Annotated in this window: 1 rRNA gene; it reads right to left on the bottom strand. The window is 55.7% G+C overall.

Features of this window, described 5'->3' with window-relative positions:
- A 23S ribosomal RNA gene (locus ACFP2T_RS48000) occupies positions 1-1,257 on the bottom strand; the annotation flags it as partial.
- Positions 1,258-1,349 lie beyond the last annotated feature (92 nt).

The raw sequence follows: 1,349 nt of genomic DNA, 5'->3' as shown, positions 1-1,349 counted from the left end.
GTGTGAATGCCACAGCTTCGGCGGTGTACTTGAGCCCCGCTACATTGTCGGCGCGGAACCACTTGACCAGTGAGCTATTACGCACTCTTTAAAGGGTGGCTGCTTCTAAGCCAACCTCCTGGTTGTCTATGCGACCCCACATCCTTTTCCACTTAGCACACGCTTAGGGGCCTTAGCTGGTGATCTGGGCTGTTTCCCTCTCGACTACGAAGCTTATCCCCCGCAGTCTCACTGCCGCGCTCTCACTTACCGGCATTCGGAGTTTGGCTGATTTCAGTAACCTTGTAGGGCCCCTAGACCATCCAGTGCTCTACCTCCGGCAAGAAACACGCGACGCTGCACCTAAATGCATTTCGGGGAGAACCAGCTATCACGGAGTTTGATTGGCCTTTCACCCCTAACCACAGGTCATCCCCCAACTTTTCAACGTTGGTGGGTTCGGCCCTCCACGCGGTCTTACCCACGCTTCAGCCTGCCCATGGCTAGATCACTCCGCTTCGGGTCTAGAACACGCGACTACACGCCCTATTAAGACTCGCTTTCGCTACGGCTACCCCACACGGGTTAACCTCGCCACGTGCCACTAACTCGCAGGCTCATTCTTCAAAAGGCACGCCGTCACCCCTAAAGGCTCCGACGGATTGTAGGCGAACGGTTTCAGGTACTATTTCACTCCCCTCCCGGGGTACTTTTCACCATTCCCTCACGGTACTCGTCCGCTATCGGTCACTAGGAAGTATTTAGGCTTACCAGGTGGTCCTGGCAGATTCACGGCAGATTACAGGAGTCCGCCGCTACTCGGGAACACCCACAAAAGAGACCAGCCACTTTCACCTACCGGACTATCACCGCCTACGGTTGGCTTTTCCACACCATTCGGCTAGCAACTGGTTTTATAACTCTCCACACGGGTGTCAGCCCGTGTCATGAGGTCCCACAACCCCGACCACGCAACCCCTGACAGGTATCACACGCAACCGGTTTAGCCTAGATCCGCTTTCGCTCGCCACTACTCACGGAATCACTGTTGTTTTCTCTTCCTGCGGGTACTGAGATGTTTCACTTCCCCGCGTTCCCTCCACACACCCTATGAATTCAGGTGCGGGTGACATCACATGACTGATGCCGGGTTACCCCATTCGGACACCCTGGGATCACAGCTTGGTTGACAGCTCCCCCAGGCCTATCGCGGCCTCCCACGTCCTTCATCGGCTCCTAGTGCCAAGGCATCCACCGTTCGCCCTTGACAACTTGACCACAAAGATGCTCGCGTCCACTGTGTAATTCTCAACAAACGACCAACCCACAACCATCAAGCCCCACACCAGCAACCCCCAACAGGATCCGGT

The organism is Plantactinospora solaniradicis, from assembly GCF_042658085.1.
GTDB lineage: Bacteria > Actinomycetota > Actinomycetes > Mycobacteriales > Micromonosporaceae > Plantactinospora > Plantactinospora solaniradicis.
This window is presented reverse-complemented; position numbering and strand designations above follow the sequence as displayed.